At 68.5% G+C, this 20,426-nt stretch carries 26 protein-coding genes and 1 pseudogene; 13 read left to right on the forward strand and 14 right to left on the reverse strand.

Going from position 1 to position 20,426, the window contains the following annotated elements:
* Window positions 1–58: 58 nt before the first annotated feature.
* Complete coding sequence (locus AC07DF_RS26715) at window positions 59–1,093, forward strand: glycoside hydrolase family 5 protein (protein ID WP_478976371.1); 1,035 nt, start codon at window positions 59–61, stop codon at window positions 1,091–1,093.
* 69 nt (window positions 1,094–1,162) lie between these two features.
* Here AC07DF_RS26715 and AC07DF_RS26720 read toward each other — a convergent pair whose 3' ends face one another.
* The 4 genes from AC07DF_RS26720 to AC07DF_RS26735 all read right to left on the reverse strand — a co-directional run bounded on the left by AC07DF_RS26720 (window position 1,163) and on the right by AC07DF_RS26735 (window position 4,756).
* Entirely contained in the window at window positions 1,163–3,226 is a 2,064-nt protein-coding gene (locus AC07DF_RS26720; protein WP_478976374.1) for a pectinesterase family protein, read from the reverse strand.
* A gap of 78 nt (window positions 3,227–3,304) precedes the next feature.
* Window positions 3,305–4,153, reverse strand: a complete 849-nt coding sequence (locus AC07DF_RS26725; protein ID WP_478976377.1) for a hypothetical protein — start codon at window positions 4,151–4,153, stop codon at window positions 3,305–3,307.
* A 124-nt stretch (window positions 4,154–4,277) separates the two neighbouring features.
* Window positions 4,278–4,541 carry a hypothetical protein gene (locus tag AC07DF_RS26730; RefSeq protein ID WP_478976380.1) on the reverse strand — a complete coding sequence of 88 codons (264 nt, stop codon included), beginning with the start codon at window positions 4,539–4,541 and terminating at the stop codon, window positions 4,278–4,280.
* The gene (locus AC07DF_RS26735) at window positions 4,538–4,756 is read right to left on the reverse strand and encodes a hypothetical protein (protein ID WP_478976383.1); all 219 of its coding nucleotides are present in this window, start codon (window positions 4,754–4,756) and stop codon (window positions 4,538–4,540) included. The genes AC07DF_RS26730 and AC07DF_RS26735 overlap by 4 nt, the downstream gene beginning before the upstream one ends.
* A gap of 143 nt (window positions 4,757–4,899) precedes the next feature.
* Here AC07DF_RS26735 and AC07DF_RS26740 point away from each other — a divergent pair, with 143 nt between their 5' ends.
* On the forward strand, window positions 4,900–5,727 hold the full coding sequence (locus AC07DF_RS26740; RefSeq protein ID WP_478977900.1) for a helix-turn-helix domain-containing protein: 828 nt from the start codon (window positions 4,900–4,902) through the stop codon (window positions 5,725–5,727).
* A complete protein-coding gene (locus AC07DF_RS26745; RefSeq protein ID WP_478976386.1) occupies window positions 5,724–5,924 on the forward strand; it encodes a DUF397 domain-containing protein in 201 nt (66 codons plus the stop codon). The genes AC07DF_RS26740 and AC07DF_RS26745 overlap by 4 nt, the downstream gene beginning before the upstream one ends.
* Before the next feature lie 452 nt (window positions 5,925–6,376).
* Here the strand turns inward: AC07DF_RS26745 and AC07DF_RS26750 are convergent.
* The 9 genes and pseudogenes from AC07DF_RS26750 to AC07DF_RS26790 form a co-directional block, all read right to left on the reverse strand.
* Window positions 6,377–6,591 (reverse strand): annotated as a pseudogene (locus AC07DF_RS26750) (helix-turn-helix domain-containing protein); the annotation flags it as partial.
* A gap of 50 nt (window positions 6,592–6,641) precedes the next feature.
* A complete protein-coding gene (locus tag AC07DF_RS26755) occupies window positions 6,642–7,037 on the reverse strand; it encodes a hypothetical protein (RefSeq protein WP_478976389.1) in 396 nt (131 codons plus the stop codon).
* A 42-nt stretch (window positions 7,038–7,079) separates the two neighbouring features.
* On the reverse strand, window positions 7,080–7,505 hold the full coding sequence (locus tag AC07DF_RS26760; protein WP_478976392.1) for a hypothetical protein: 426 nt from the start codon (window positions 7,503–7,505) through the stop codon (window positions 7,080–7,082).
* A 628-nt stretch (window positions 7,506–8,133) separates the two neighbouring features.
* Window positions 8,134–9,600, reverse strand: coding sequence for a HAMP domain-containing sensor histidine kinase (locus tag AC07DF_RS26765; RefSeq protein WP_478976395.1), 1,467 nt, complete (start codon window positions 9,598–9,600; stop codon window positions 8,134–8,136).
* Window positions 9,597–10,334 (reverse strand): response regulator transcription factor, encoded by a 738-nt coding sequence (locus AC07DF_RS26770; protein ID WP_478976398.1) that lies wholly within the window; start codon window positions 10,332–10,334, stop codon window positions 9,597–9,599. The genes AC07DF_RS26765 and AC07DF_RS26770 overlap by 4 nt, the downstream gene beginning before the upstream one ends.
* A gap of 90 nt (window positions 10,335–10,424) precedes the next feature.
* On the reverse strand, window positions 10,425–10,604 hold the full coding sequence (locus tag AC07DF_RS26775; protein WP_478976401.1) for a hypothetical protein: 180 nt from the start codon (window positions 10,602–10,604) through the stop codon (window positions 10,425–10,427).
* Window positions 10,605–10,632: 28 nt separating this feature from the next.
* Complete coding sequence (locus AC07DF_RS26780) at window positions 10,633–11,601, reverse strand: S1C family serine protease (RefSeq protein ID WP_478976404.1); 969 nt, start codon at window positions 11,599–11,601, stop codon at window positions 10,633–10,635.
* A gap of 109 nt (window positions 11,602–11,710) precedes the next feature.
* Window positions 11,711–12,733 carry a LacI family DNA-binding transcriptional regulator gene (locus tag AC07DF_RS26785; protein ID WP_478976408.1) on the reverse strand — a complete coding sequence of 341 codons (1,023 nt, stop codon included), beginning with the start codon at window positions 12,731–12,733 and terminating at the stop codon, window positions 11,711–11,713.
* A 128-nt stretch (window positions 12,734–12,861) separates the two neighbouring features.
* The gene (locus AC07DF_RS26790; protein WP_478976411.1) at window positions 12,862–13,641 is read right to left on the reverse strand and encodes a winged helix-turn-helix transcriptional regulator; all 780 of its coding nucleotides are present in this window, start codon (window positions 13,639–13,641) and stop codon (window positions 12,862–12,864) included.
* Between the two features lie 171 nt (window positions 13,642–13,812).
* On the opposite strand from AC07DF_RS26790, the gene AC07DF_RS26795 reads away from it, so the two are divergent.
* The 9 genes from AC07DF_RS26795 (at window position 13,813) to AC07DF_RS26835 (ending at window position 19,270) form a co-directional block, all read left to right on the forward strand.
* The gene (locus tag AC07DF_RS26795) at window positions 13,813–14,664 is read left to right on the forward strand and encodes an alpha/beta hydrolase (protein WP_478976414.1); all 852 of its coding nucleotides are present in this window, start codon (window positions 13,813–13,815) and stop codon (window positions 14,662–14,664) included.
* 37 nt (window positions 14,665–14,701) lie between these two features.
* Window positions 14,702–14,956 (forward strand): MoaD/ThiS family protein, encoded by a 255-nt coding sequence (locus AC07DF_RS26800; protein ID WP_010036212.1) that lies wholly within the window; start codon window positions 14,702–14,704, stop codon window positions 14,954–14,956.
* Complete coding sequence (locus tag AC07DF_RS26805) at window positions 14,953–16,017, forward strand: hypothetical protein (protein WP_478976419.1); 1,065 nt, start codon at window positions 14,953–14,955, stop codon at window positions 16,015–16,017. Before AC07DF_RS26800 ends, AC07DF_RS26805 begins: the two co-directional genes overlap by 4 nt.
* A gap of 153 nt (window positions 16,018–16,170) precedes the next feature.
* Window positions 16,171–16,908 (forward strand): LmeA family phospholipid-binding protein, encoded by a 738-nt coding sequence (locus AC07DF_RS26810; protein WP_478976422.1) that lies wholly within the window; start codon window positions 16,171–16,173, stop codon window positions 16,906–16,908.
* A 207-nt stretch (window positions 16,909–17,115) separates the two neighbouring features.
* The gene (locus AC07DF_RS26815; protein WP_350310325.1) at window positions 17,116–17,196 is read left to right on the forward strand and encodes a putative leader peptide; all 81 of its coding nucleotides are present in this window, start codon (window positions 17,116–17,118) and stop codon (window positions 17,194–17,196) included.
* 135 nt (window positions 17,197–17,331) lie between these two features.
* The gene (locus tag AC07DF_RS26820; protein ID WP_478976425.1) at window positions 17,332–18,177 is read left to right on the forward strand and encodes a sulfurtransferase; all 846 of its coding nucleotides are present in this window, start codon (window positions 17,332–17,334) and stop codon (window positions 18,175–18,177) included.
* A 42-nt stretch (window positions 18,178–18,219) separates the two neighbouring features.
* Entirely contained in the window at window positions 18,220–18,507 is a 288-nt protein-coding gene (locus AC07DF_RS26825) for a DUF1416 domain-containing protein (RefSeq protein ID WP_003991226.1), read from the forward strand.
* Between the two features lie 85 nt (window positions 18,508–18,592).
* Window positions 18,593–18,853, forward strand: a complete 261-nt coding sequence (locus AC07DF_RS26830; protein WP_382494847.1) for a DUF3099 domain-containing protein — start codon at window positions 18,593–18,595, stop codon at window positions 18,851–18,853.
* Window positions 18,854–18,874: 21 nt separating this feature from the next.
* A complete protein-coding gene (locus AC07DF_RS26835) occupies window positions 18,875–19,270 on the forward strand; it encodes a VOC family protein (RefSeq protein ID WP_478976430.1) in 396 nt (131 codons plus the stop codon).
* Here AC07DF_RS26835 and AC07DF_RS26840 read toward each other — a convergent pair.
* Window positions 19,264–19,626 carry a DsrE family protein gene (locus AC07DF_RS26840; RefSeq protein WP_478976433.1) on the reverse strand — a complete coding sequence of 121 codons (363 nt, stop codon included), beginning with the start codon at window positions 19,624–19,626 and terminating at the stop codon, window positions 19,264–19,266. The two genes, AC07DF_RS26835 and AC07DF_RS26840, sit on opposite strands and share 7 nt — an antisense overlap.
* A gap of 216 nt (window positions 19,627–19,842) precedes the next feature.
* On the opposite strand from AC07DF_RS26840, the gene AC07DF_RS26845 reads away from it, so the two are divergent.
* Complete coding sequence (locus AC07DF_RS26845; RefSeq protein WP_478976435.1) at window positions 19,843–20,418, forward strand: heme-binding beta-barrel domain-containing protein; 576 nt, start codon at window positions 19,843–19,845, stop codon at window positions 20,416–20,418.
* Window positions 20,419–20,426: the final 8 nt, after the last annotated feature.

Consider the following 20,426-nt stretch of genomic DNA (forward strand, 5'->3'; position numbering starts at 1 on the left):
CCACTGAGCGGTCCTTCTACGGGCTGCTCACCTTCGCACATGCTCAGAAGGGGATGTCGTGTCTCAAAAGAACCATCGCGGGACAGCTTGCGTGGGGGCACTGCTGGCCTGCGTCACGGCATTCGGCGGAGCGCTCGCTTCCCCCGCTGCCGCCTCGCCGGCCTCCCGTCCCACCACACCGCCGCCCGTCAGCGACTTCAAGGGCGTCAACTGGGCCGACCCGCGCGACAACTACGCCGACGACGCGGTCGTGCCCTCGGGCCTGTCCACCACCGACGGCTACGCCACCACCTACGCCAAGTCCAAGGCGATCATCGGCGGGTTCTCCAAGCTCGGCGCCAACACCGTCCGGCTCCCGGTGAACCCGACCTCGGTCAACGGCCCCTTCTGGAAGTCGTACCGGGGCGCGATCGACGCCGCCACCGCCAAGGGGTTCAAGGTCATCCTGGGCTACTGGGAGGCCGACAACGCCAAGGACGGCAAGATCGACAATCAGGCATCCTGGGACCAGATGTGGGCGCGGATCACCTCCGCCTACGCCCGCAACTCCAAGGTGTACTTCGAGCCGATGAACGAGCCGTTCGGCTACACCGCCCAGGAGTGGACCGACATCGCCGCGACGTGGGTGAACACCCACCGCAACGTGCCCCGTGACCGGATCCTGATCGGCGGCTACAAGTACAGCGAGGACGTCAAGCCCGTCTGCGCCGACCCGCGCCTCAAGGGCACCCGCCTGGCCCTGCACAACTACGGCTTCTGGCACACCGACTGGACCAGCGTCGACCAGTGGAAGGCGGACTTCAAGTCGCGCATCGGCGACTGTGCCTCGCGCACGATCCTCGACGAGTTCGGCGCTTCCATGACCACCGGCCTGGACTACAACGGCCCGGTGGGCACCTCCAACGAGATCGCGTACATACAGGCCGCGACCGACACCATCCGGGAGCTGGGTCTGGGCTCGGTCTACTGGCCCGGCCTGCGCAACGGTGACACCTACTCCCTCACCACGCTCCAGGGCACGGGCACGAACCTCAGCCTGACGGTGAACAACCAGAGCGGCCTGGACCGGCTGCACTACGCCTGGAAGCAGTAAGCCTCTCTCGAGGCATGGTGACCCTTCCGGGTCCGGCGCCGCTTGTCAGCCGGACCCGGAAGGGAGCCGTCAGGACGCCGAGGGCGTCCAGCCCGCGAGCCAGTCCGCGACCTCCTGGCCGGCGGCCTGCGCATCGCTCAGGTGCGGCCGGTTGCTGCCGGCGCCGCCCGCACCCGCACCGCTGTTCTTGTACTCGGCGAACCGGTCGTCCTTCCACGAGAAGCCGCTCATGTCGGTCCACGGGGTCGACTTGACCGCGTTGCTCAGGCTGGTGTTCCGGACCGTGGTCTGCGGATCGAGGGAGGCGTCGCCGCCCGCGTGCCAGGGCCGGCCGAGGTAAAAGCTCCCGGCCGAGACATCGCCGTTCACCGTGGAGTTGGCGATCAGGATGCCCTTGCGGTTGGCGGCGGTGCTCGGCGCGGTGACGTAACCGGCGGACGTTCCGTCCCAGCGCTTCTTCAGCGTGATGACGGACTTGTCGACGACGGCCGTGGCCCGTCCGAAGATGAAGTCGACGTTGCCGACGACGTAGGAGTTGCTGACGTAGACGCGCCCGAGCCGGTCCTTGGCGGCGGTGTCGACGAGCAGTGTGTCCTGGTCGCCGCTGACGATGATCCCGTCCAGGAACACCTTGTCGGCGGCGGTCCGCAGGGCGACGGCCTGATGCCCGCTGAGGCTCTGGTTGGCCTTCTCGTCGAAGTCGTTGGAGATGGTCAGGTTCCGGGCCTGGAAGTCATCGGCCTCGACGGCGACGGTGGCGCTGCCGCCGGTGCCGTACGTACCGCCGCCGGGCTTGGGCGTGCCGGCCGCGTTGTTGTAGACGATGGTCGTGTCCTTGCGGCTGCCGCCGGTGCCCTGGATGGTGACGTGCGGCTTGTTGGACGGCACCTTGACGAGCTCCCGGTACGTCCCCGGCTTCACGGCGATGACCACGCGGGAGGGGTTGTTCGCCGGCACGGCGTTCACGGCGGCCTGCACGGTGCGGTACTGGCCGCTGCCGTCCTGGGCCACGGTGAGGGTGGTTGCGGCGGCGGCCTTGGTGGAGGCGGCCGTCGTACCGATGGAGGAACGGGGCCCGGCACCGGACCGGAGGATGGCGGGGATGTCGGCGGCCTGGTCGAGGGTGTACGGGTAATAGGCCTTCGGATCGAAGGCGGCCCCGCCGCTCTCGTTCCTTCCACTGGTCCCGGAGAAGACGCTCCCCCGCTGCACGATCGCGGCGCCGCTGTCCTTGATGACGGGGTTCTTGATGCCCTGGAAGTAGGAGTTCTCCAGGACCATCTTCGTCGCGCCGCGCGAGTAGTTGCCGTACGACGACTTGATGGAGGTGTTCGCGGCGTCCTCGAGGAAGTTGTTGTAGAGGTGCGCGTGTGCGGCGTTGTCCGTGGACGGATTACGCTGCTCGGTCTCGCGGATCCAGTTGTGGTGGATCGTGATGTCGGTCTTGACGTTCTCGGTCCAGCCGATGCCGAAGGTCTTGTTGTTGTCGCTCAGCTTGTTCCAGGAGACGGTGACGTTCGTCGAGTCCTTGCGGACGTCGATGAGCCCGTCGGCCATGCGCCGCAGATCGTTGTGATCGATCCACACGTGGTGCGCGCCGTCCATCTGGACGGCGTCGAAGTCATGGTCCTTGTCGTTCCACACGCCCTGGTACGCGTCCCGGATGGTCAGGTTCCGGATGATCACGTTGTGCACGCCCTGGCCGAGGAAGAACCCACCGCCGACGATGTGCCCGGAGGTCCCCTGGCCCACGATGGTCTTGTCGGACTGCACCTTGATCTCTTTGCCGACGGGGTTCATGGTGATGGCCCCGGCGACGACGATGACGTACGGCTCGGCGGCGGTGGCGTACTTCTCCAGCTCGGCCTGCGTCTTCACGGTGACGGTCTTGCCGTCCCGCCCGCCGTACGTTCCGTTCTGCCCCAGGGAGTTGACGGAGGCGAACCCGTCGGCGGTGTCGGCGGCCCAGGCCGGGGCAGCGGCGGAGGCCTGCCGGCCGGTGCCGTCCAGGACGCCGAGGTCGGTGCCGTAGGCGAGGGTGCCGGCGGCGGTCAGGGCGAGGGGGACCGTGACGGCCAGGGCGGTGCGGCTTCTGCGGTGACGATGACGGGCCTTGCTGCGCGGCTCACTCATACGGCGATCCGATCCGTGTGGGGGAATGACCGCTGACCAGTCGCCGCCCCACACGGAAAGGTTGCCGGGGTGTGTGCCCTACTTGGTGCAGGAGCCCGGGTCGAGCTTCTCCTCGACCTTGTCCTCACGGCCGTCGGGCTGGCCGCTGGGCAGGAGCTTGTCGGAGATGCCGTCGATGTAGTACCCGTGCGAGTAGATCGTCTGGTAGCCCCGGTCCCGCCAGCTGTGCACGGTCCGCTCCCCGTCCCCCTTGTCCCACTGGTAGTCCTCCACCTGGAAGACGGGGTTCACACGCACCACGCGCTGGTACGGAGTCCAGGTGACAGCCACCTGCCGACAGGGCGGAATGGTCTTCTCGCTCCGGGTCTCGAACTTGGACTCCTTCTCCCAGCCCCACTCGTACCCGGCGCTGCCGCCCACGGTTCCGCTGAAGATGCTCTTGGCGAGGGAGAGGCTGATGGTGCCGCCGACGCTCTTCTTCGCGAACGTCTTGGTGCTGTAGCTGCTGACGAAGGTCTCCTTGTCGTCGGCGGACCCCTTGTTCCCGATCCAGCGGGAGGTCCGGACGGTGTCGCCCTTGATGGACCAGGTCGAGGCCTCGGCGTACCCGCACCAGCCGCGGAACAGCTCCCACGGCCCGGCGGGCTTCCACAGCCCGAAGACGTCCCGCAGGTACTCGTCGCGGGTCTTGAACTCACCGGTGTCGACGTTGAGGGCGCCGTAGACGCCGGTCAGGCTGGTCTCCTGACCGCACAGCCGCTCGATCATCCGGTCGGTGTCACCGGGGTCGACGCCCCGGATGTTGGTGGCCCCGGCGGGCCCGGCGGAGGCGGTGCCCGCGCCGGCCAGCAGACCGGTTATGGCGAGGGCGGTGGAAGCGGCAACTGCGCCCGCCTTCCTGAGAGTTGACGTGCGAATGAGACGCATGTGGGGGGCTCACTCCTGCTTGCGGTTCAGTGACGGCAGTGAAGATGTCAGAACAGGGGCAGGTGTTTGCGCTACTGATGGGTATGACAGGACATTGACAGCTGGACGGGAGTCATGTCCCGCTTTATCGGTTACCGCTACTGCGACTGACCGCCACGCGCAACACGTCGCCCAGGGACTCCACGGCCCGCGTCAGCGCGAAACGCAGGGCGCGTTCACCGGCGTTGGGGTCGTGGAGTACGGCCTTGGCGCCGGCGCGTACGTGTTCGGCGGAGGCCAGTTGAGCGGCTTCGAGATCGTCGGCGAGCCGGGAGAGCGGGCTGTCGGGGTCGTCGGTGCTGAGGTAGCAGGGCTTGCCGTCGGAGCCGGTCCAGGGGAGCAGCCTCATACGTAGATCTCCAGGGAGTGGAGGTACGGGCGGACCAGGGGGGTGTCCATGACGAGGGGCTCCACGGGGAGGGGGCGGAGGGTGTGCGCGGGCGGGGGCGCCGGCCGCAGGGCCGGGGTGATGGCTCGGTGACGCCCTCGGGCGGGCAGCAGGAGTCGTACGAGGGTGAGCAGGAGTGACTCGCAGAGTCCGGCGGCGAACAGACGCAGGCGCACGGGGGTGTCCCTTCTCAGGGCAGGGGGAAGCAGGGGGGCGACGAGCGGTGATCACCGTTCGTGCTCACATCGTCACTGGTTGCCCGTACGCTGCGGAAGGGGTCAGGTGTTGCCTGGCGCTCCAGGCAACGGTGAGGGGTGACGTGGGCGAAGTGGTTGACGGGGAGCGGGAGTCCGGGCGGGGTGTGCTCGGCCGGACACTGAAGTTCCTGCGGGAGCAGGCGGGGAAATCGCTGGGGCACCTGGCCGACGACACCGGGTACGACAAGAGCTACCTGAGCCGCCTGGAGAAGGGAGAACGGCTCTCCAAGCGGGCGGTCATGGAGGATCTGGACTGCTATTACGGGTCCGGTGATCTGCTGGTGACCCTCTGGAGGATGGCCCAGCTCGACGCCTTCAAGAACAAGTACAAGAGATACATGGAGCTGGAGGCGACAGCTCGGATCCTGCGCGTGTACACGCCGGACGTGCCTGGACTGTTGCAGACAGAGGAGTTCGCCCGAGAGGTGTTGTCTGGGCCCCAGACAACGGCAGACAACAGCGATGACGTCGAAGAACAGGTGGCCGCACGCCTGGGACGGCAGCTTCTGCTGCGGAAGGAGCCGACGCCCAGCGCCCGTTTCATCATCGACGAGCCCGCATTTCGCCGCCCCTCGGCCAACGCGGAGATCTGGCACGGCCAGTTGTTGCACATCGAGGCCGTGGCCCAGTGGCCCAATGTCGCCGTGCAGGTACTGCCGTTCTCCGCTGGGGTACATCCCCTCATGGGGAAGGGGTCTCTGACTCTGCTCTGGCAGGAGGACGGAAGCGCAGCGGCCTACACGGAAGGAGACAGCAGTGGTCTGCTGTCGGACGATCCGGAAGCTGTCCTGCGCCACCGTTTGTCCTACGATCTGCTGCGGGATCTGGCGCTGTCCCCGTCGGACTCGCAGACGTTCATCCGGGACGTACTGGAGGAGCACAGATCATGAAGCCCACCTGGCGCAAGTCGAGCTACAGCGACGGGGGAGCCAACAACTGCCTCGAGGTCGCCGAAAACTGCCCCGGCACAGTCCCGGTCCGCGACAGCAAGCTCCCTCACAGCCCGATACTCGTGTTCGGCGCGAGCCCCTGGGCATCGTTCCTGGTCGGCGTCAAGGCCGGGAGGTCTGTCCACACCGGCCGGTGAAAACGGGCGCAGACGCTAGGGTTGGGCAGCTCGTCGAGCAATTGGCTGCCGAGCGGCTGACCGCAGACCAGCTCGCAGAACGTGTGGCTGCCGCACGGAAGGTGCTGCGTGAGCGGATGGGCTGCACGTTGACCGACGAGGAGTTCGACCAAGGGCCGAACGCGCTGGCCAATGTGTACGGGATGGCCGCCGAGCCACGGGTGGGGCGAAAGGGCCACCCGTGGCACCAGGTTTAGGTCAAAGCGAGTTCACCGAACACACGCTAGCGACCAAAGATCATCGTCCATGCGACCGCTGCCACCAGAAGTGCGAACCCCATCACACATCCGATGGCCGATGCCCGTTCGGACCTCTGTCGACGCTCTGGGTCTTCAGTCACATCTCCCCCTGCCCCGTATGCTGCGGAACAATTGCCGAGTTCCAACCCGCCAAACCCTGGCGGACATTCACCCAACGATGAGCACGGTGTTCTTGCGGAACCGTCGCCGGGGCTGGAGGGCGAGAGCTGGTCCGAGGTGATCGACGATCCGGTCGGCCGCTGACTTCGAGACGCCGAACAGCGGGGCGAGTTGGCGCAGAGTGAGGTTGGTGCGCCAGTACGCGCGACCAGCAAACCCCGGTCTTCCAGGGGCAGTCCCCACGGCCGGCCCCGCCGCATCGGATCCGAAATCGTTTACGGGACAAGCCCCCACTTGAAGTTAGCCTTGACGCTGTGGCTTACTCGGTGAACCACCCTGATTTTACGGAGGGTACACCAGCAGCATGGCTGTCAAGGAGCATGTAGATCTGCCATCTGCCGACGTCGTAGTCGCTGATCTTGCCGCAGCCAGCGTCTCCACCATCACTGACGGACCGGACCTTCTTGACATTCAGCGTTACGGGGTCCCTCTCGTACACAGAGCCAGTGACACCCGCGCCATCCGCTTTGGTGTCACAGACCTCGAAAACGTCACCATCGTCGTGGAAGGCCATGTCGCCTCGCCCAGCAGAAAGGGATATCACCTTATTTTCCCACTGAACTTCCACATCCGCAGCCCAGGCTGGCGTAGATCCAGCGCAGACCAAGGCGAGGGATGCGCCGGCAACTGCAATCCGGGTGAACGGTTTAACCACAGTCGTTCCTTTCTTGTTTCAGTGATGAGTAGAGGCTTTTGATCACGCCGAGCCTGACTTGGAGTCGCAGGCCCACTTCTTCTTGGATCCCGACTCGTAGAGGCACGCCGTAACCACGTATCCCCGTCCCTCGGGTATCTGCACTATCTTTATGTTCCCGGGCTTGTTATCGCAGAAATCGGACGATCCATCAGAGTCTACGATTTCCGCACCGTGAGGGCCGTTATCGTTCCACGTCACTATGGCGATAACGCTGTGGCCATCCGTCTCTGTATCGCAGGCCCGAAGTCTTTCCGGGCTCGAGTTGCCATACAAGATCGCCTTTCCTCCCATAATGCTGCCCCCATCGGCTGTGTAGACGAGGGTCGTGTTTCCGGCGGCGTGTGCAGTACCGGAGGCGAGCATCATTGCGGTGGGCATGGCAATTGCCGCAGTTACAAGATGGCGCATGCGCAGCTTGCGGAACATTTTTCTCCCCATTGGGTCATTGAGTCGTTGGGTCTTACGGAACACCGAACCGGTGGATCTCGCTATGCGCAGGAACCCCCTATGCATGGCGCGCGAATCCTGTCGTCGCACAGACATGCAATGCGATGGACAATTCCCGGCGGTGATCAGGACTGTATACCGGGAGTTCATTCTCGACCAGTGATTAAGGCACTTCGCCGGTCAAGCCTCGCTTACCGCCGGCGACTCTCTGATGTATTCGCGGTTATCCAAGAATGGGATCAAGGGGGCAAGATGGGACGGAGTGAGTCATTCCGCTCACGCTCCGTATGGAGTGTGAAGCGCGTCACGATCTTTCGGTCGCGGTATCTTGGTTGCATTCGCCTCATTTTCCAGCGAAGTTGCCTATTTATGGTGTTATAGGCAGCAACTCAACCCCCGAAAGATGCGGTTGATCACCAATCCGTTTGCGATTGGTCTATATGTCGTATTGTTTGAGCGCATGCTGGGAAGAGGTGAACGAGTCTGCTCGCCTTGCGGCAGCCCCTTTGCAGGGCGAAGGTTTGCTCGACGACGTAGCAGAGGTTGCCTAAGGCGGGGCGGCCCCGACAGTTTCCGTTCGATGTGCCGTAGCTGACCCACCCCGGCCTCAGGACGAGGGCAGATCCTCCGGCGGTGGTACCGCCGCCCCCGGCAGCCGTACCGTCGCCACCGTGCCGCCCCCCTCGGCGGGGGACAGGGACACCTCGCCCCCGGCCTGCTGCACTGTCCTCGCCACGATCGACAGGCCCAGGCCCGAGCCCGGCAGGGCCCTCGCGCTCGGGGAGCGCCAGAAGCGGTCGAAGACGTGGGGGAGTTCGTCGGCGGGGATGCCCGGGCCGTGGTCGCGGACCGTGAGGGTGCCTGCGGCGAGGCGGACCTCGATCGTGCCGGCCTCCGGGCTGAACTTCACCGCGTTGTCGAGGATGTTGACCACCGCCCGTTCCAGGGCCGAGGGCTCTGCCCGGACGAACCAGGGCTCGATGTCCGCCGTGATCGTCAGCTCCGGGCCGCGCAGCCGGGCACGGCGCAGGGCCGACTCGACGGTGTCCTGCCAGGCCACGATCTGCGTCCGGCCCGAGTGCTGGCCCGTGTCCGGGCGGGAGAGTTCCTGCAGGTCGCCGATGAGTGCGGCCAGTTCTGTCATCTGTGCCTTCACCGAGGCGAGCAGGGCCTTGCGGTCCGCCTCGGGGATGGGGCGGCCCGTCTCCTCGCTGCGGGTGAGGAGTTCGATGTTGGTGCGCAACGACGTCAGTGGCGTACGCAGCTCGTGGCCCGCGTCCGCGATCAGTTGTTGCTGGAGTTCTCGCGAACTGGCCAGGGCCGACGTCATCGAGTTGAAGGAGCGGGACAGTCGAGCCACCTCGTCGTCGCTCGCCTCGTCGACCGGGATGCGGACGTCCAGGTCTTCCGTGCGGGCCACGTGCTCGACCGCCTCGGTGAGTTTGTCGACCGGGCGGAGGCCCGCGCGTGCGACCGTGAGGCCGGCCGCTCCCGCGCCGAACACCCCTACGCCCGAGACCAGCAGCAGGATCAGCGCCAGCTCGTTGAGCGTGGATTCCGTTCCCTTGAGCGGGACCGCGATGACCAGCGCGTAGTCGGCGGCCACGCCCTGCTCGAACGGGCCGTCCTTCACGACCACCGCCGTGGTCAGCACCCGCACCGAATTGCCGTCGCTGTCCGTGCCGTTGCGCAAGACGGCCGTCCGGTAGTCGGGGTGCCTGGCCACGTCCTTGTCGCCGCTCGTCACGTTCACCTGGGGCATGAGGCTGCTGAAGCGGCAGACCTTGCCGTCGGTCCTGACGACCTGCGCGTAGGTCTGCGGCCGTGGCGCTCCGCCGAGCGTGTTCGACGGGTTCTGGGGGCACGCCTTCGTCAGCGCGTCGAACTCGTCGGCCTGAATGGTCCGGAACGACGACTGCAGGTCATCGTCCACCTGGTCGTACAACTTCCCCTGCACGATGAACCAGCACGTCACCGACACCGCCGCCACCGCGAACGCCACCGCCGCCGCCACCAGCAGCGCCAGCCGGGACCGGATCGGCAGGGAGCGGAACCGGCGTACGACCTTGTTCACTCCGCGCCGCCCGGCCGCAGTACGTATCCGACACCGCGCACCGTGTGGACGAGGCGCGGTTCGCCGCCCGCCTCGGTCTTGCGGCGCAGGTACATGACGTAGACGTCGAGGGAGTTCGACGACGGCTCGAAGTCGAAGCCCCAGACCGCCTTGAGGATCTGCTCCCGCGTGAGGACCTGGCGCGGGTGGGCCATGAACATCTCCAGGAGCGTGAACTCCGTGCGGGTCAGCTCCACCTGGCGGCCGGCCCGGGTGACCTCGCGCGTCGCGAGGTCCATGCGCAGATCGGCGAAGGTGAGCGCGTCCTCGTCGGCCGGGTTGCCCGCGCCCACGGCCGCCGCGTAGGAGCTGCGGCGCAGCAGGGCACGGATGCGGGCGAAGAGCTCGTCCAGTTCGAAGGGCTTGACCAGGTAGTCGTCGGCGCCCGCGTCGAGGCCGGTGACCCGGTCGCCGACCGTGTCACGGGCCGTGAGCATCAGGATGGGCGTGGTGTCGCCGGTGGCGCGGATGCGGCGCGCGGCGGTCAGCCCGTCCATGCGGGGCATCTGGATGTCGAGGACGACCAGGTCGGGCCGGTACGCCGCGTGCTTCACCAGCGCGTCCGCGCCGTCGACGGCGACCTCGGTCCCGTACCCCTCGAAGGCGAGGCTGCGCTGAAGTGCTTCGCGTACCGCCGGCTCGTCGTCGACGATCAGGATGCGCTGGGGGTCACGGTCGCCGTCTGCGGGGCTCATGGGCTCGGGGTCCTCGGGTGTGAAGGGGAGGGGCGGGGAGGGCTGGGGCGGGGGGCTCTGACGCTCTCAGCCTCGCACGAGCACCGGGCCTCAGGCCCGTGCGGTGCGGCGTCGGGCGGCTGCCCGGCCCGCCCGCCGGGCCGCCTCGGCCGTCGCCGCCACCTCCGGTGCCCGGCCCGTCGGCGCGTGCAGTTCGTACGCGACCGCCAGGGCCAGCCCGACCCCGGCCGGATCGCCGCCGGACTCCGTGTGCGCGACCTGCTGGATCATCGCCTTACTCCTCGTTCCGTGAACAAGCTCAGTCCGTGGAACCGGCCCGCAGCGTGGCGAGGTCGGCCTTGACGGTGTTGATCGGGATCGCGAAGCCCAGGCCCACGCTGCCCGCGGCGGCGGACGAGGACGCGCCGGCCGCCGAGTACATCGCGGAGTTGATCCCGATGATGTTGCCGTTCATGTCGATCAGCGCGCCGCCGGAGTTGCCCGGGTTGAGGGACGCGTCGGTCTGGAGCGCCTTGTACGTCGTCGTGTCCGAGCCGGTGTCGCCGTTGAACTCCCGGCCTCCGAACTCGAACGGCCACTCGCCGCCCTGCTGCCCCTGCCCCTGGCCCTGGCTCTCGTCCGTGGAGACCGTCACGTCCCGGTCGAGGGCGGAGATGATGCCGCTGGTGACGGTGCCGGTCAGGCCCTCCGGGGAGCCGATCGCCACGACCTGGTCGCCGACCCCCACCCCGGCCGAGTCGCCGAGTGTCGCGGTCTTCAGGCCGGAGGCGTTCTCCAGCTTGATCAGCGCCAGGTCCTTCTTGCTGTCGGTGCCGACGACCTCGGCGGTGTAGGACTTGCCGTCGTCGGTCCTCACCTTGATCTGCGAGGCGCCCGCGACGACGTGGTTGTTGGTGATGATCTCGCCGTCACCCGTGATGATCACACCGGAGCCGGTGGAGGACCCGGCGTTCGAGTCGGCGTTGATCTCGACGATGCTCGGGCTGACCGCCTTGGCGACCCCGGAGACCGTGCCCTTCTGGCTGGACGGCACCACGTTGGTGCTGGTGGAGCTGGAGGTGACGGTGTCGTTGCCGGTCAGCTCCTGGATGCCGTAGGCGGTGCCGCCGCCTATCGCCGCGGCGACGATCGCCACGGCGGCGAGCAGGGCCACCGGCCCGCGGCGCTTCCTGTGCGGGGCGGGCTGCACCGGCGGGTGGACCGGCGGAGGCGGCCACTCGGGGTTCACGGGAGAGGATCCATGCTGGGAGTACATGCTCTCGGTCATGTCTCAGAGCTTGTCGCCCGACCATGAGAGCTTCCTGAGGGCTCCCTGAGAAGCCCGACAGAACCTCGTATGCCCGATATAAAGAGGTCCGCTGCCCAACCGCCGGAGGTTACGCGCAGCCGCAGGACCGCCGCGTCACCAACCTGGACGGGAACACCTTCAGCCGCTCCCGCCGCGCGCCCGCGACCCGCAGGCCGTCGTCGAGGACGAGGTCCACCGCCACGCGGGCCATCGCCGGACGGTCCGAGGCGATCGTGGTCAGGGGCGGATCGGCCAGCGCCGCCTCCTTGATGTCGTCGAACCCGGCCACCGCCAGCTCGCCGGGGACGTCGATCCGCAGCTCGCGCGCCGCCCGCAGCAGGCCGATCGCCTGGTCGTCGGTGGAACAGAAGATCGCGGGCGGGCGCTCGGGGCCGGAGAGGATCTTCAGGGCGGCCTGGTAGGCGTCGTAGCGGTTGTAGAGGGCCTCGAAGAGGCGGCCCTCCGTGGAGATGCCGGCCTCGTCCATCGCGCGCCGCCAGCCCTCGACGTGGTCGGAGACCGGGTCGCCGACCGCGGGGGTCTCCGCTATGCCGCCCATACAGGCCACGTATGGGTAGCCGTGCTCCAGCAGGTGGCGTACCGCGAGCTGGGCGCCGCCCAGGTCGTCCGTGACGACGGCGACGTCGTCTATGGCCTCGGGCCGCTCGTGCAGCAGCACGACCCGGGCGTCCCAGGCCTCGATCTCGGCGGCTGCCAGGTCGTTGAGCGCGTGGCTGACGAGGATGAGCCCCGAGACGCGCATGCCCAGGAAGGCCCGCAGATAGTGGACCTCGCGTTCGCCGATGTAGTCGGAGTTCCCGACGAGCACCATCTTTCCGCGCTCGGACGCGGCCTGTTCGACCGCGTGCGCCATCTCCCCGAAGAAGGGCTGGCGCGCGTCCGGCACGATCAGGCCTATGAGATCCGTACGCCGGGACGCCATGGCCTGGGCCACGCGGTCGGGCCGGTACCCCAGTTCCTTGATCGCGGCGAGTACACGCTCGCGCGTGGCCGGGGCGACCGGCCGGGGTCCGTTGTTGATGACATAGCTGACCACGGCAGTGGAAGTCCCTGCCAGCCGCGCCACATCATCCCGAGTCACCTTGGCCACGCGCGGAGTCTACGCGGATATACCGGCTCTGGGCAGGGCGTAAAGGAGGTTCCGTACGATATCCCGATCGCCGTACGGAGCCGCCCTCGCGGAAAGCGATGCCCAGGTGGGCACCGCGATACGCCTCTTTACGCCTTGGCTCGGGTCTCGGCGGCATCCAGGGCGGCCGACTTGTCCGGGGTGTCCTGCTTTGCCTTGGCTGCCTGAGCCTTCGCTTCCTCTGCGGCGCGCTCCACCTTCTCCGGCGTAACGAATCGATAACCGACGTTCCGGACGGTGCCGATCAGCGACTCGTGCTCGGGCCCGAGCTTGGCGCGCAGCCGTCGTACGTGCACGTCGACCGTGCGCGTACCGCCGAAGTAGTCGTAGCCCCAGACCTCCTGCAGCAGCTGGGCGCGGGTGAAGACGCGGCCGGGGTGCTGGGCGAGGTACTTCAGGAGCTCGAACTCCTTGAAGGTGAGGTCGAGGACGCGGCCCTTGAGTTTGGCGGAGTACGTCGCCTCGTCGACTGACAGGTCGCCGTTGCGGATCTCCATCGGGGAGTCGTCGCTGACGATCTGCTGCCGTCCCATGGACAGCCGCAGCCGGGCCTCGACCTCAGCCGGGCCGGCGGTGTCGAGCAGGACGTCGTCGATGCCCCAGTCCGCGGTGACCGCGGCGAGGCCGCCCTCCGTGACGACGAGGATCAGCGGGCAGCCCGGTCCGGTCGAGCGCAGCAGCTGGCACAGGCTGCGGACCTGCGGCAGGTCGCGCCTGCCGTCGACGAGGATGACATCGGCACCCGGGGTGTCGACGAGGGCGGGGCCCTCCGCGGGGGCCACTCGCACGTTGTGCAGGAGCAGGCCGAGGGCGGGGAGCACCTCCGTCGACGGCTGGAGGGCGTTGGTCAGGAGCAGCAGAGAACTCATATGTCTGGTTCCTCCTCGGTCCCTGCGAGGACGTTTGTTGGTACAGCACAGCTCTGCGATCCCGAAGGCCCGTACACCTGCGGTTTCCCGCTTCGTATACAACGCTTCCGAAAGCACAAAAGGACCCGGGGGCGTCGCTGCCCGAGTCCTCTGCCCAGCAGAATAGCCCACATGAGCTCTGGTCGGGCAGGTCATGTGGCGCGTTCCACCGTTCGTCCGAACTCCGAGACGATCGCCAGAACGCCCGTGCGGACGCCGTCGCGCACCTTTCTGCGCACCAGCGACGGCGTGACGATCGACGCCGTATACGACCCGGGTACCGCTGTATACGACGCCTTGGGGACGCCTTCCGCTCATCCCGTGTTCGTCGTCGCCCACGGCTTCACCGGTGCCGTGGACCGGCCGCACGTCCGGCGGGTGGCCGGGGCTTTCGCCCGGCACGGGGCCGTCGTCACCTTCTCCTTCCGGGGCCACGGGGCGTCCGGCGGGCGGTCCACGGTCGGGGACCGGGAGGTCCTCGACCTCGCGGTGGCCGTGGAGTGGGCCCGGGAGCTCGGGCACGCGCGCGTGGCGACGGTGGGGTTCTCCATGGGCGGCTCGGTGGTGCTGCGGCACGCGGCGCTGTACGAGGCGGGTACGGACGCGGTGGTGTCCGTCAGCGCGCCCGCCCGCTGGTACTACCGGGGGACGGCGCCCATGCGCCGGCTGCACTGGCTGGTGACGCGGCCCGAGGGCCGGGCGGTGAGCCGGTACGGCTTCGGTACGCGCATCCACCACCGGGACTGGGACCCGGTCCCCCTCTCCCCGGTGGAGGCGGCGGCGAGGATCGCCCCCACGCCTCTGCTGATCGTGCACGGCGACGCCGACGGCTACTTCCCACTCGACCATCCCCGGATGCTGGCCGCGGCCGCCGGTGACCAGGGCGAACTGTGGCTGGAGCCGGGCATGGGGCACGCCGAGCACGCGGCGGACGACGCGTTGCTGGCGCGCATCGGGGACTGGGCCGTCGGCCGGGCGGGCTAGCCTGACAAAGTTCACCGACGAGCGATTGAGGAAGCAGATGCCAAAGGTCACGGTGCGCTACTGGGCCGCCGCCAAGGCCGCGGCCGGGGTGGCCGAGGAGCCGTACGAGGCGGCCACGCTCGCCGAGGCGCTCGACGGGGTGCGCGAGCGACACCCCGGCGAACTCGAGCGTGTCCTGCGGCGATGCTCGTTCCTCGTCGACGGTGACCCCGTGGGCACCCGCGGACATGAGACGGTACGGCTGGCCGACGGCGGCACGGTCGAGGTGCTCCCGCCGTTCGCAGGAGGATGACGATGAGCAACCAGCCGCACGAGGGCTACGACCCTTACGGGCAGCAGCCGCAGGCGTGGCCCGGGCAGCAGCCGTACGACGATCCGTACGCCGCCCAGCAGCACCCCCAGCACCCCCAGCACACGCAATACACGCAGCAGTGGCAGGGGCAGACCTGGGAGACGCAGACGCACCAGCCGGTGACGGCGGCGGAGGAGACGGCGTATCTGCCCCCGCAGGGGTACGCGGCTCCGGCCGCCCCCGAGGCGGTCCCCGGCACTCCCGCTCCCGATTCCGGGTACGGACCCGCCACCGTCGGCGGGAACACGCGCGTCACGGACGCGCAGCGGGCGCGGGCGGAGGGGCGGTCGCCGATCATAGAGCCCGGGATGCAGCCGGCGGCGCTGACGGCACTGCTCGGGCTGTTGCTGGCGGGCGCCGCTGCCGTCGGCACGTACGCGCTGCTGGTTCCCCTCGTCGCCCTCCAGGCCGTCACCGCGGCGGGCTGGTTCCGGCTGAACGGGATGTGGCCGGCGCGGCAGGGCATCGCGCTGGGCTTCGCGGGGGCGCTGGCCGCGGACGCGGCGCTGCTGGTGTCGGACCGCTCGCCGTCGGCGATCCTGGGCACGCTCGGGGTCTGGGTCCTCCTCTCCCTCGTCCTGCAACTGCGCTCGCACGCCGACCCGGACGAGCGGATGTACGGCCTGATGGCGACGGTCGCGGCGGCGGCGCTGGCGATCGTCGCGGGCGGCTATCTCGCGGCCGACGCGGACGCGGTGACGGTCGGAGCGGTCGCGGTGGCCGTCGCGGTCCTGGCCCGCGCCCTGCCGTTGCCGACGCCGGCGTCCGTGGTGGTGGCGCTGCTCGCGGCGGCGGGCGCGGGCGTCGCGGCCGGCGCGATGACGGGGGTCGGTACCTCGGGCGCCCTGCTGGGCGCGGGCGCGGGTGCCTGCGCCCTGATCGGCCACCGGGTCGCAAGCTACGACTACCCGTCCCGCTTCGTCCACTTCACGGCGGGCGTGGCCCTGCCGCTGTCCGCCGCGGCCCCTGCGGTGTATCTGCTGGGCCGGGCCCTGGTCTAGCGCATGCGTGCGTGGGGGCCGGGCCCTGCCTGTCACAGATGATCGACAAATCCCGGGCGCCCACATCTCACGGAGTTACCCTCACGCTTGGGCGGCCACCCGGTCGTCAGGGACCGGACCGCCGTCCAACCGCCGAGGTGGGGGAAACACCGCATGCGCGCATTGCGAATACTGCTGATCGTCGTCGTGATCCTGGGCGGGCTCTTCGTGATCGCCGACCGCGTCGCGGTGAACTTCGCCGAGGACGAGGCCGCCGACCGCCTGAAGACGACGGAGAACCTCTCGGCGACCCCCGACGTCTCCATCAAGGGCTTCCCGTTCCTCACCCAGGTCGCCGGCGGTTCCCTGGACGACATCGAGGTCGGCATCCAGGACTACGAGGCCGCCGCGGGCAACGGCGGCCAGAAGATCCGGATCGACGACCTCAGGGCCGACATGCAGGGCGTCGAGTTCTCCGGCGACTACAGCTCCGCCACCGCCACAAGCGCCACCGGCACCGCGACCATCGCCTACGACGAACTGCTGAAGACCGCGAAGTCCGAGCCGACCCAGGTCGCCCCGGGCGTCACCGCCAACGTCGTCGGCCTCTCCGACGGCGGCAACGGCAAGATCAAGGTCACCGTCGAGGCCACCGTTCTCGGCACCAAGCTGCCCGAGCCGGTCTCCGTGCTCAGCTCGGTGACGGTCGTCGACGGCGAGGTGCGGGTGAAGGCCGACGGCCTGCCCAAGTTCGGCGGCGTCGAGATCGCCGAGTCCCGCGTCCGGGCCATCACCGACTTCCAGCAGAAGATCGACGGCCTGCCCGGCGGCATCGAGCTGGACAAGGTCCAGGCGGCACCGAACGGCGTGGAGATCACGGTGAAGGGTTCCAACGTCCGACTGGCCGGGTAAGGAAGGCGCGAGGCGGCCGCACCGACCAGGGCTGTCCGGTGGGCGAGACGGCGGAGTCCGTAGCGCAGATGTGACGGCGAATACAGGCGGGCCGCACCCGTGCGGGAGACGCACGGACGGGCCGCTGATCCCATATGGCGGATCTTTGCGTCTCAATATGCGACACACCGGTGACACGCGCACCCTGCCGTCCCTACGATCGACGGCATGAAGCGACAGGCGGATCTCACGAAGCGGCGGGCAGTAGACCTGTGCCGCGTCGCCGCCATGCTCTGTCGCACCTTCTGAGCGACCGCGTCGGCCTGCTCCGACGCGCGCATCCCCGCCGCCCTGGATCAAGGGCACCCGTGCGCCGCCCTCGTCATGGGCTCGCGCCCGCATACCTCGCACGCCCCGCCGTAACTGCCCCGGAGGAGAAAGAGCATGAGCCGCAGCGACGTCCTGGTCGACGCCGACTGGCTTCAGGAGCACCTGGACGACCCGACCATCGCCATCGTCGAGGTGGACGAGGACACGTCCGCCTACGAGAAGAACCACATCAAGAACGCCATCCGGATCGACTGGACCAAGGACCTCCAGGACCCGGTCCGCCGTGACTTCGTCACGCAGGAGGGCTTCGAGAAGCTCCTGTCGGACAAGGGCATCGGCAACGACCACACGGTGGTCCTGTACGGCGGCAACAACAACTGGTTCGCCTCGTACGCGTACTGGTACTTCAAGCTGTACGGCCACGACAACGTCAAGCTCCTCGACGGCGGCCGCAAGAAGTGGGAGCTCGACGCCCGCGAGCTCGTCGCCGGCGACGAGGTGCCCGAGCGTCCGAAGACGGACTACAAGGCCAAGGCCCAGAACACGTCCATCCGCGCCTTCCGCGACGACGTCGTGGCCGCCATCGGTTCGCAGAACCTGGTCGACGTGCGCTCGCCCGACGAGTTCTCCGGCAAGCTGCTCGCCCCGGCCCACCTGCCGCAGGAGCAGTCCCAGCGCCCCGGCCACGTGCCCAGCGCCCGGAACATCCCGTGGTCCAAGAACGCCAACGACGACGGCACCTTCAAGTCGGACGACGAGCTCAAGGAGCTCTACGCCGAGGAGCAGGTGGACCTGGCGAAGGACACCATCGCCTACTGCCGCATCGGTGAGCGCTCCGCGCTGACCTGGTTCGTGCTGCACGAGCTGCTCGGTGTGGAGAACGTCAAGAACTACGACGGCTCCTGGACCGAGTACGGCTCCCTGGTGGGCGTGCCGATCGAGCTCGGCGCCAACAAGTAAGACCTCCGACCGACCTTTCATCACCCCCTTCAGGAGAACGACATGTGTGGAGCGAAGGCCGGCGGCCCCGACGCCTCGACGATCAAGCCCGGTGAGACCACGATCCAGGGTCAGGTGACCAAGGACGGCGAGCCCGTGGTGGGCTACGTCCGTCTGCTGGACTCGACCGGCGAGTTCACGGCCGAGGTGCCGACCTCGGCGACCGGACAGTTCCGCTTCTACGCGGCCGAGGGCACCTGGACCGTCCGTGCCCTCGTGCCCGGCGCCACCGCCGACCGCACGGTCGTCGCCCAGCAGGGCGGACTGGCGGAGGTCGCGATCGCCGTCTGACGGCGACAGGTTCTCAAGGGCCGCACCCCCTGGGTTGGACGCCTGGGGTGCGGCCCTTCGGGCTGCCCGGATCTACGCTGGACGCATGTACGCACGACGGCGGCGCACCTACTTCGCGATGATGGGCGGCTGCATCGCCCTCTTCGTCCTGGCCTGGGGCGTCGTACGCCTGTGGTCCATCCCGGTGGCCGTCGGCATGTGCGTCGTGGCCATGGTCATCCCGCCCGTCGCCGCGATGGTCGCGAACCGCCGTGGCCCCGACGACCGCTGGTGGGACGACCCGTCCGGGGATCCCCAGTCCGACGAGTGGTGGGACGAGCTGGACGGCAAGAAGCGCCGGGGCTGAACCGGCCAGGGGGAGGGTTCCATGCGCCTGACGGCGGCGACACTGGACGCGCCGAACGCCCGTGAGCTGGCCGCCTTCTACCTGCGGCTGCTGCCCGGCTGGCGCGTGTGGCGCGGGGAGGACTGGCAGGACTGGGTGCACATCCGGCCGCCGGACGGCGGTACCGGACTGTCCTTCCAGACCGAGCCCGCCTACCGGCCGCCCGCCTGGCCGAGCGCACCGGACCGGCAGCAGATGATGATCCACCTCGACATCGAGGTCGACGACCTCCAGCGCGAGACCGCGCGGGCCGTCGCCGAGGGTGCGCGGCTCGCCGAGTTCCAGCCGCAGGCCGGGGTCCGGGTGCTGCTGGACCCTGCGGGCCACCCGTTCTGCCTCCACACGGAGGCGCCGGACACCGCGCAGGCGGCTCAGTAGACGAGCGCCTGCGCCTCGTCCGCCATGGCCTCCTGGACGAAGACCTGCGCGCCCGCGATGCGGACACCCTCGATGACATCCTTCTCCGTGATCTCCCGGCGGGCCGCGCACTGCGTGCACAGGGTGACGCGGCCGGCCGCGAGGATGGAGTCGAGCAGGTCGGGCAGCGGGGCCGCGTGCGGGAGGTCGAAGTCGGCGGCGCGGCCGGGGAGGGCGAACCAGGCGGATTCGCCGGTCAGCCACAGGGAGACCTCGACGCCGCTGGCGACGGCGACCGCCGCCACCGTGAACGCCTGAGAGCACCGCTCGGGGGCGTCGGACCCCGCCGTCACCTTGATCACCAGCTTCTTCGCCATAGCCGGAAGCGTAGTCCGGAATCGAAGTGCCGAAGGGGCCCGCGTAAGCTGGCCTCGGCCCTGTGCACCCATTCGCACCCCGCTCAAGGAGCACCCCGTGGAGCTTTTCTTCGAAATCCTGTTGGTCCTGGTCGCCGTGGGCGTCCTCGCCTTCGCCGGACTGACCGTGAAGAAGCTGTACCAGGGCCAGCGCTGACCCCCGTCTAGGAAGTTCCCATGATCGAGATCCCGTCCGACCTCCACAAGGACCTCGTCCCGCTCGCCTTCCTGCTCGGCAACTGGGCGGGTGCCGGTGTGCACGACTTCCCCGGCTCCGAGAAGTGCAACTTCGGGCAGGAGGTCACCTTCACCCACGACGGCCGGGACTTCCTGGAGTACCACTCCCACTCCTGGGTGCTCGACCAGGACGGCAACAAGGTCCGGCCCCTGGAGTCCGAGCACGGCTTCTGGCGCATCGACGCGAACCGCAAGGTCGAGGTGACGATGACCCGCGACGACGGCGTCATCGAGATCTGGTACGGCGAGCTGGCCGACCAGAAGCCCCAGATCGACCTGGTCACCGACGCCGTGGCCCGCACGGCCGCCTCCCAGCCCTACACCGGCGGCAAGCGGCTCTACGGCTACGTCAAGAGCGACCTGATGTGGGTCGGCGAGAAGCAGACCCCCGAGGTCGAGCTGCGCCCCTACATGTCCGCCCATCTGAAGAAGGTCGTCACCCCGGAAGAGGTCGAGCGCTGGGCCAAGGCCCTCCCCGACGACATGCCGGACGACGGCATCGCCTTCTTCAAGTAGTTCTAGAC

Source organism: Streptomyces sp. NPDC044719 (genome assembly GCF_056433405.1).

Coding starts and splice junctions, on each gene's coding strand:
- AC07DF_RS26720 (WP_478976374.1), bottom strand. CDS start 3,226: ATGAGTGAGCCGCGCAGCAAGGCCCGTCATCGTCACCGCAGAAGCCGC.
- AC07DF_RS26725 (WP_478976377.1), bottom strand. CDS start 4,153: ATGCGTCTCATTCGCACGTCAACTCTCAGGAAGGCGGGCGCAGTTGCC.
- AC07DF_RS26730 (WP_478976380.1), bottom strand. CDS start 4,541: ATGAGGCTGCTCCCCTGGACCGGCTCCGACGGCAAGCCCTGCTACCTC.
- AC07DF_RS26745 (WP_478976386.1), top strand. CDS start 5,724: ATGAAGCCCACCTGGCGCAAGTCGAGCTACAGCGACGGGGGAGCCAAC.
- AC07DF_RS26760 (WP_478976392.1), bottom strand. CDS start 7,505: ATGTTCCGCAAGCTGCGCATGCGCCATCTTGTAACTGCGGCAATTGCC.
- AC07DF_RS26770 (WP_478976398.1), bottom strand. CDS start 10,334: ATGAGCCCCGCAGACGGCGACCGTGACCCCCAGCGCATCCTGATCGTC.
- AC07DF_RS26775 (WP_478976401.1), bottom strand. CDS start 10,604: ATGATCCAGCAGGTCGCGCACACGGAGTCCGGCGGCGATCCGGCCGGG.
- AC07DF_RS26780 (WP_478976404.1), bottom strand. CDS start 11,601: ATGACCGAGAGCATGTACTCCCAGCATGGATCCTCTCCCGTGAACCCC.
- AC07DF_RS26790 (WP_478976411.1), bottom strand. CDS start 13,641: ATGAGTTCTCTGCTGCTCCTGACCAACGCCCTCCAGCCGTCGACGGAG.
- AC07DF_RS26795 (WP_478976414.1), top strand. CDS start 13,813: ATGAGCTCTGGTCGGGCAGGTCATGTGGCGCGTTCCACCGTTCGTCCG.
- AC07DF_RS26800 (WP_010036212.1), top strand. CDS start 14,702: ATGCCAAAGGTCACGGTGCGCTACTGGGCCGCCGCCAAGGCCGCGGCC.
- AC07DF_RS26805 (WP_478976419.1), top strand. CDS start 14,953: ATGACGATGAGCAACCAGCCGCACGAGGGCTACGACCCTTACGGGCAG.
- AC07DF_RS26810 (WP_478976422.1), top strand. CDS start 16,171: ATGCGCGCATTGCGAATACTGCTGATCGTCGTCGTGATCCTGGGCGGG.
- AC07DF_RS26815 (WP_350310325.1), top strand. CDS start 17,116: ATGAAGCGACAGGCGGATCTCACGAAGCGGCGGGCAGTAGACCTGTGC.
- AC07DF_RS26820 (WP_478976425.1), top strand. CDS start 17,332: ATGAGCCGCAGCGACGTCCTGGTCGACGCCGACTGGCTTCAGGAGCAC.
- AC07DF_RS26825 (WP_003991226.1), top strand. CDS start 18,220: ATGTGTGGAGCGAAGGCCGGCGGCCCCGACGCCTCGACGATCAAGCCC.
- AC07DF_RS26830 (WP_382494847.1), top strand. CDS start 18,593: ATGTACGCACGACGGCGGCGCACCTACTTCGCGATGATGGGCGGCTGC.
- AC07DF_RS26835 (WP_478976430.1), top strand. CDS start 18,875: ATGCGCCTGACGGCGGCGACACTGGACGCGCCGAACGCCCGTGAGCTG.
- AC07DF_RS26840 (WP_478976433.1), bottom strand. CDS start 19,626: ATGGCGAAGAAGCTGGTGATCAAGGTGACGGCGGGGTCCGACGCCCCC.
- AC07DF_RS26845 (WP_478976435.1), top strand. CDS start 19,843: ATGATCGAGATCCCGTCCGACCTCCACAAGGACCTCGTCCCGCTCGCC.